8 protein-coding genes and 1 tRNA gene are annotated in these 5,917 nt (G+C 59.4%); 2 read left to right on the top strand and 7 right to left on the bottom strand.

Going from position 1 to position 5,917, the window contains the following annotated elements; genetic code table 11:
* The 3 genes from cgtA to rplU all read right to left on the bottom strand — a co-directional run.
* Window positions 1-930 (bottom strand): Obg family GTPase CgtA (cgtA, locus tag JNL55_RS34545; RefSeq protein ID WP_293865617.1); only part of this gene is annotated, 930 nt, incomplete at its 3' end.
* Between the two features lie 93 nt (window positions 931-1,023).
* Window positions 1,024-1,281, bottom strand: coding sequence for a 50S ribosomal protein L27 (gene rpmA / locus JNL55_RS34540; protein WP_293865614.1), 258 nt, complete (start codon window positions 1,279-1,281; stop codon window positions 1,024-1,026).
* A 32-nt stretch (window positions 1,282-1,313) separates the two neighbouring features.
* Window positions 1,314-1,628, bottom strand: coding sequence for a 50S ribosomal protein L21 (gene rplU, locus JNL55_RS34535; RefSeq protein ID WP_293865611.1), 315 nt, complete (start codon window positions 1,626-1,628; stop codon window positions 1,314-1,316).
* Between the two features lie 304 nt (window positions 1,629-1,932).
* Between rplU and ispB the strand changes: the two genes are divergently transcribed.
* Together ispB and JNL55_RS34525 are read left to right on the top strand one after the other, a co-directional pair.
* The gene (ispB, locus tag JNL55_RS34530; protein ID WP_293865608.1) at window positions 1,933-2,901 is read left to right on the top strand and encodes an octaprenyl diphosphate synthase; all 969 of its coding nucleotides are present in this window, start codon (window positions 1,933-1,935) and stop codon (window positions 2,899-2,901) included.
* A 34-nt stretch (window positions 2,902-2,935) separates the two neighbouring features.
* Window positions 2,936-3,012 (top strand) — tRNA-Pro (locus JNL55_RS34525).
* 129 nt (window positions 3,013-3,141) lie between these two features.
* Here the strand turns inward: JNL55_RS34525 and JNL55_RS34520 are convergent.
* The 4 genes from JNL55_RS34520 to JNL55_RS34505 all read right to left on the bottom strand — a co-directional run.
* A complete protein-coding gene (locus JNL55_RS34520) occupies window positions 3,142-3,573 on the bottom strand; it encodes a helix-turn-helix domain-containing protein (protein WP_293865605.1) in 432 nt (143 codons plus the stop codon).
* An 18-nt stretch (window positions 3,574-3,591) separates the two neighbouring features.
* Complete coding sequence (locus JNL55_RS34515; protein WP_293865603.1) at window positions 3,592-3,891, bottom strand: hypothetical protein; 300 nt, start codon at window positions 3,889-3,891, stop codon at window positions 3,592-3,594.
* Window positions 3,892-3,897: 6 nt separating this feature from the next.
* Window positions 3,898-4,245 (bottom strand): hypothetical protein, encoded by a 348-nt coding sequence (locus tag JNL55_RS34510; protein WP_293865600.1) that lies wholly within the window; start codon window positions 4,243-4,245, stop codon window positions 3,898-3,900.
* A gap of 385 nt (window positions 4,246-4,630) precedes the next feature.
* The coding region (locus JNL55_RS34505) for an AAA family ATPase (protein WP_293865597.1) at window positions 4,631-5,917 on the bottom strand (1,287 nt) is incomplete at its 5' end.

The following is a 5,917-nucleotide window of genomic DNA, read 5'->3' as shown; positions in this document are numbered from 1 at the left end:
CGGACCCTTCCAGCGCAACCGGCGGACGATGTCTTTACAGACCTTGTCAGCCTGATCGGGCGGCAACAGGTCGACTGTGTTCAGGATCAGCCAGCGCTCTTTGGTACCGAGATCGGCGCTGCACTTCTTCAATTCCGCGATGATTGCGCGCGCATCCTTCACCGGATCGGCATCGGGATCGGGCGGCGACACGTCGACCAAATGCAGCAGCACGCGCGTGCGCTGAAGGTGCTTCAAGAACTGAATGCCGAGGCCAGCGCCTTCCGCCGCGCCTTCGATCAAGCCCGGAATGTCCGCCATCACGAAGCTGCGATGAACGCCGACGCGAACTACGCCGAGATTCGGGTGCAAGGTCGTGAACGGATAGTCCGCAACCTTCGGCTTTGCCGCCGAAACCGCGCGAATCAGTGTCGATTTGCCCGCGTTTGGGAGACCGAGCAAGCCGATATCGGCCATCACCTTCAGCTCGAGGCGAAGGTCGCGCTTCTCACCCGGCAGGCCCGGCATGGCCTTGCGCGGCGTGCGATTGGTGCTGCTCTTGAAGCGAGCATTGCCCCAGCCGCCCTTGCCGCCCTTGGCGACCAGCAAGCGCTGCCCAGGCTCGGTCACGTCGCCGAGTTGCTCCTCGGTGTCCACATCGACGACTACGGTGCCGATGGGGACTTCGACGACTAGATCGGTGCCGCTGGCACCGGTGCAGTCGTTGCCCGAGCCAGCCGTCCCGTGCTGCGCGCGGAACGCTCTGTTGTAGCGGAAGTCGGCCAGCGTGTTGATGCCTGCCTTGCCGACGAGATAGATGTCCGCGCCGATGCCGCCATCACCGCCGTCGGGACCGCCGAACGGAATGAACTTCTCGCGACGAAAGCTCACCGCGCCTCGTCCGCCGTTGCCGGCTTGAACCTTGATTGTGGCTTCGTCGACGAAACGCATGATTACTACTTTGAAGTTGAGGCACGGACCTTAGAAAAAAAGAGCCCCGGCACGCGGGCCGGGGCTCCTTCGATCCTGCGCGAACCGTGCCGATTACTCGGCGACGACGCTCACGAAAGTCTTCTGCTCGACGCCGCGCTTCTTGAACTGCACGCGCCCCGGTGAAGTGGCGAACAGCGTGTAGTCAGTGCCGGTGCCGACATTGTCGCCGGCCCGATAAACGGTGCCGCGCTGACGAACGAGGATATTGCCGGCGAGCACCTGCTCACCGCCGAACTTCTTGATACCGAGTCGTTTGGACTCTGAATCGCGGCCGTTCTTGGTACTGCCGCCTGCCTTTTTATGTGCCATGGCGTGTGCTCTCCAAAATCAAAATAAAAGAATTAGCCGCCGACGATGCCAGTGACCTTCACTTCAGTGTAGGTCTGGCGATGCGTGCCCTGGCGCAGGTAATGCTTGCGGCGACGGAACTTGACGATGACTTTCTTATCGCCCTTGCCGTGACTCTGCACGGTGGCGCTGACCTTGCCGCCGCTCAGAAACGGCGTACCGATCTTGACCTGATCGCCCGCACCAACCAGCAGCACTTTGTCGAATTCGACGCTGGCGCCGGCTTCGGCCTCCAGCTTCTCGACGCGCACAACCTGGCCTTCGCTGACGCGATACTGCTTACCACCCGTGGAAATGACGGCGTACATGACCTAGCGAACTCCGGGGGCCGGGAGCGCCCGGCGGAAAAGGGCGTGAAGTGTACGGAGCGGAGGGGTTACTGGCAACTGGCGTGTTGCTCATTCAGGCCAAAATCCGCGACGAAACCGGCCGCGAACTGGCTTTTAGAGCCCTCAGCGCGGTTTTCAACCCCATTTCGCGCTCCCAGCCTGCGGCAATTTCACTGGTTTCGCGAGTTCATGACCGCCCCGAAGACAACTAAGTCTGTGACATGCGACAGCTGCCGGCCCTGATGGGCTACCATTCGCGCTCGGTTTTTTCTCTTTGGAATCCATGAGCTTCGAGTCCGTCAAAGCGCTGGTCGAAAGCGACCTGCGACAGGTCGATGCGGTCATCCGTCATCGCCTCGCCAGCGATGTAGTCCTGGTCAACCAGATCGCCGAATACATCGTGAGTAGCGGCGGCAAACGCCTCCGGCCGTTGCTGGTGGTGGTCTGCGCGCGCGCCTGCGGTTACCGCGGCGAACGCCATCCCGAAGCCGCAGCCATCATCGAGTTCATCCACACCGCCACCCTGCTCCACGACGACGTGGTCGACGGCTCCAAACTGCGCCGCGGCCGCGACACCGCCAACGAAGTGTGGGGCAACGAAGCCAGCGTGCTGGTGGGAGATTACGTTTACTCGCGTTCGTTCGAGATGATGGTGTCCCTGGAAAGCATGCGGATCATGGATGTGATGGCCGGCGCCACTAACAAGATCGCCGAGGGCGAGGTGCTGCAGCTCCTGAACGCCAACGATCCGGACACCACCGAAGAGCGCTACTTCGAAGTCATCTACCGGAAAACCGCCAAGCTGTTCGAAGCCGGCGCGCAGGTCGCCGCCATTTTGGCTGGCGCCTCTGCGCAGGTTGAAGCCGCGATGGCCGCCTATGGCCGCCACCTCGGCACCGCCTTCCAGCTGGTCGACGACGTACTGGATTACCAGTCAAACAGCGAAGAGCTCGGCAAAAACCTCGGCGACGACCTCGCCGAAGGCAAACCCACCCTTCCTCTTATATATGCGCTTCGCACCGGCTCGGAGGCGCAACGGGTTTTGATCCGCCAGAGCATCGAGGAAGGCAATATCGATCGGCTCGCCGAGATCACCGCCGCAATTGAATCTACCGGGGGCCTTGCGTACACTGCGCGGCTCGCGCGGCGGGAGGCCGCCCTCGCCATCGAAGCAATCGCCGTATTGCCCGACTCGGCGTACAAGCAAGCCTTGCGCGAACTCGCTGATTTCTCGGTCGAACGCACGCACTGACCGACCCTAGATCAGCAAGTATCCAGTCCTTCTTCGGGGTGTAGCTCAGCCTGGTAGAGCGCTACGTTCGGGACGTATAGGTCGCAGGTTCAAATCCTGTCACCCCGACCAATCAAAACATTCGATTTTTTTCTCGCGTTGAGGCTGGGGTTCCGGCGGGATTCTGCTCGGGGTGCGGGCGGGGTGTTCGGCGTTTCTGGCGCGACTGCGCAAACTGGAGCCCTGTCAGATCAGCTTCGCTTAGTTCCGCGCCTGCGGCGCGCTGCCGGTCTTCCTGCTGTTCTTGTTGTGCTCCTCTAGTACGTCGAGGATCCGGACGACGAAGCGCTGCTGCATTTTGGATAGCGACTGGAGGCACTCCGCGTGGCGTATCGCTCTCGGCGAAAGCCGTACTTTCCTGGCGGGCTCCGGAGTGAAACCGAGAAGCTGATCCATAGTCAGCCGGAACAACTTCGCGATCCGTTCCAAAACGACGGCAGAGATCCGCCTCTCGCCAATTTCGTATGCAAACACAGCTTGCTGCGAGACGCCCAGCGCGCGAGCTAGCTCCGCTTGCGTCATGCTTCGTGACTTGCGCAACTGCGTGACGCGCTTTCCGAGCACAGCGAAATAAGCGCAACTTTCTTTTTTTATCTGCGGCGACTTCGGCGATGCGGGTTGCGTGTCGCTCACGTTCGCGCCCTGCCCGCTCTACGTCGAACTTCCCGAGTCAGAGTCGTCCGATGACTTGTTCGGCGGCGGGCTCAACTCGCCGGCTTTGAAGCGCCTGACGATCTTCTCGAGCGCATCGACCGATTCTGCGATCAGTCGCGCGATGACCTTAGTCAAATCCGCATGCATCGTTCCATCATCGTCATCGGAGTACAGCAAGACGTCGTACAGAACCCTGGCCATCCCTTGAACCTGCATGAGGTTGGTTCGCTCCGCTTCGATGAGTTCTTCGAGAGAGCGGCCGGCGGGAAGTGATTCGTATGTTTCCTTCTCCGCCATAAGTCGTTACCTCTTGTGGAACGGTGAGCTGCACAACCGCTCGATGGCTTCTGCGCCACCGATTAGTCGTTCGTGGAGGGCCGCCTGCCCTTCGTGGCATTGTTGAGCCGCGCCACGAAGCCCGTGGGCGACGAAGAGCGCTTCGGCGACGTCGTCGTTCGTTTCGCCAGCGCTTGAGCTTGCGAAGAACTTGCTGCGGGTGATAAGGATGGCGCGTATCAGCAGGCGGGTGCGGCGGAGCAATGCCATGTCACCCTGGAATCGGCACCATGCCTCCGTCTGCCGCACGCTGGCGAGCAGCGTGTTCAGGCCCATGCTTAGGACGACCATATCTTCGCGGTTCGCGCGGGTCATGGCTCGTACCTCGCGCGAGACGCGTCGGTTCGTGAACTAAGCCGGCCTGAACGATTGTTAGAAGATACCGGCGAATGTTTGCGAGCGCATTCTCGCCACCGGTTCATGGCCGCGCCCTACCCGATGACGTTCGGTGGAGCACGACAAAGCCGTTTGTTTTGTCAGATACGCGCGCAAGCGCCGGGTGCGCCATAATGACGGAAGCCATAACTGCCTCTAACTAGGCGTTGTGGTTAGGCCCTCGTCGGTGTTGGTAGCACCGGCGGGGGCCGCCTCTCGGCGGATCACTGGTCGCAGGAGGACACTATTCCGATATTGGGCTGGAAGTCTAGACAATCAGAGTTCCGGCTGTAATGGCGAGAGAGCGCATCCGTCCAGCACTATCTCAGCCACATAGACCCTTCATCGTTTGCCAATGTCTCGGATCGAGCGTTGATATTAGCTCGATCAGTGTCTCGGCTGCCGCGCGCACCTCTTCTACGGTGGTGTTTGAGAACGTCACAAGATCGTCCAGGTTGTCGGCATGAGATTCCATTTGAGCTAACCGCTCCAACGCCTGGATACGAGCAGGATCTATGCCACTGCCCTCCAACTCACCGGCAAGCCTGTTAACCTTACTACCAAGCCCATCAGGACCAGGCATTCGGAAGGCAAGAAAAACATCCATCACCTTTCGCAGTGCGTTTGGCAGAAGGAAGAAATACTCTGACTCGTCCGGGTCGGAAGCGAAGCGCAGAATCAGATGAACAAGGTAGTGATACTCAGATTCATAATCTCGTATGTGCTTTGGCAACTCTCTCAGCCGGCAAGCACGTGTTTCCGGCCCTCCAGGTTGTACCGTGTCAAGAAATAACAGAGCCGCCGCAACCTTCGAAGGGTCCTTACCATCCCTCTTCAGGCCGCGCTCTGTTTTCGACCCGAGCCATTTACGCACTTCGTTCATGAAGTGCAAGTTGTGAGTCAGGATGAATACCTGCCCCGCTTCGGCCACTACCGCTCGAAGAATGCTGAATGAGTAGTTTAAAGCACGCGTATCCAAGCTCGAAACTGGGTCATCAACAATCACGATCAAGTCCTTACGTTTCCGCCCCTCCGCCTCAAGGGTGATGATGAAGTAACAGATTGCGATTGCCGTCTTCTCACCCTCGCTCAATGAACCGCGCACAAGCTTCCCATTGCGACGCAGGCGATACCCATTTTCTGCGGCTACCAACTCCAGATCCCGGCGGCCTAGGTAGTTGTGGATTAGTCGTGTAATTACTTCCGCCGCTGGTCCGTGCGAACGCATAGCGCTTTGAAGAAACTCACGCCTTCGAGTGAGCGCCTCTCTGCCCTCATTCGCCTCGCTCAACTTCTTGCTCGCATCCTCCGCAGTAGCCTTCAACTCGTCGAAGGTTGCCTGCGCTCGTCCGAGCAGGTGCCCCTTAATCGCAGTCAATGCTCGGTGCTGTTCCTCCTGGAACGAATCCATTAAACCGTTATGGCGCTGTACCATCCGGTTAACGCCCGCAATCGCGGCGTAGATTCCCTCTAGAACTTCCGCGGCAGTCGGCAGTTCCAACTCATCTGGCTGCCGATGAGGGCTCACCAACTTAGTTTCAATCAATGCCAACAAGGAAGTCATGAGATCGGATCCTCGAGCTACTGCCGCTCGCAAAATCGCCGTGACCTC

The sequence above is a fragment of the Steroidobacter sp. genome, from assembly GCF_016790065.1.
Classification (GTDB): Bacteria; Pseudomonadota; Gammaproteobacteria; order Steroidobacterales; family Steroidobacteraceae; genus Steroidobacter.
The sequence above is the reverse complement of the archived record's forward strand: the minus strand, read 5'-3'. Positions and strand labels throughout refer to the sequence as shown.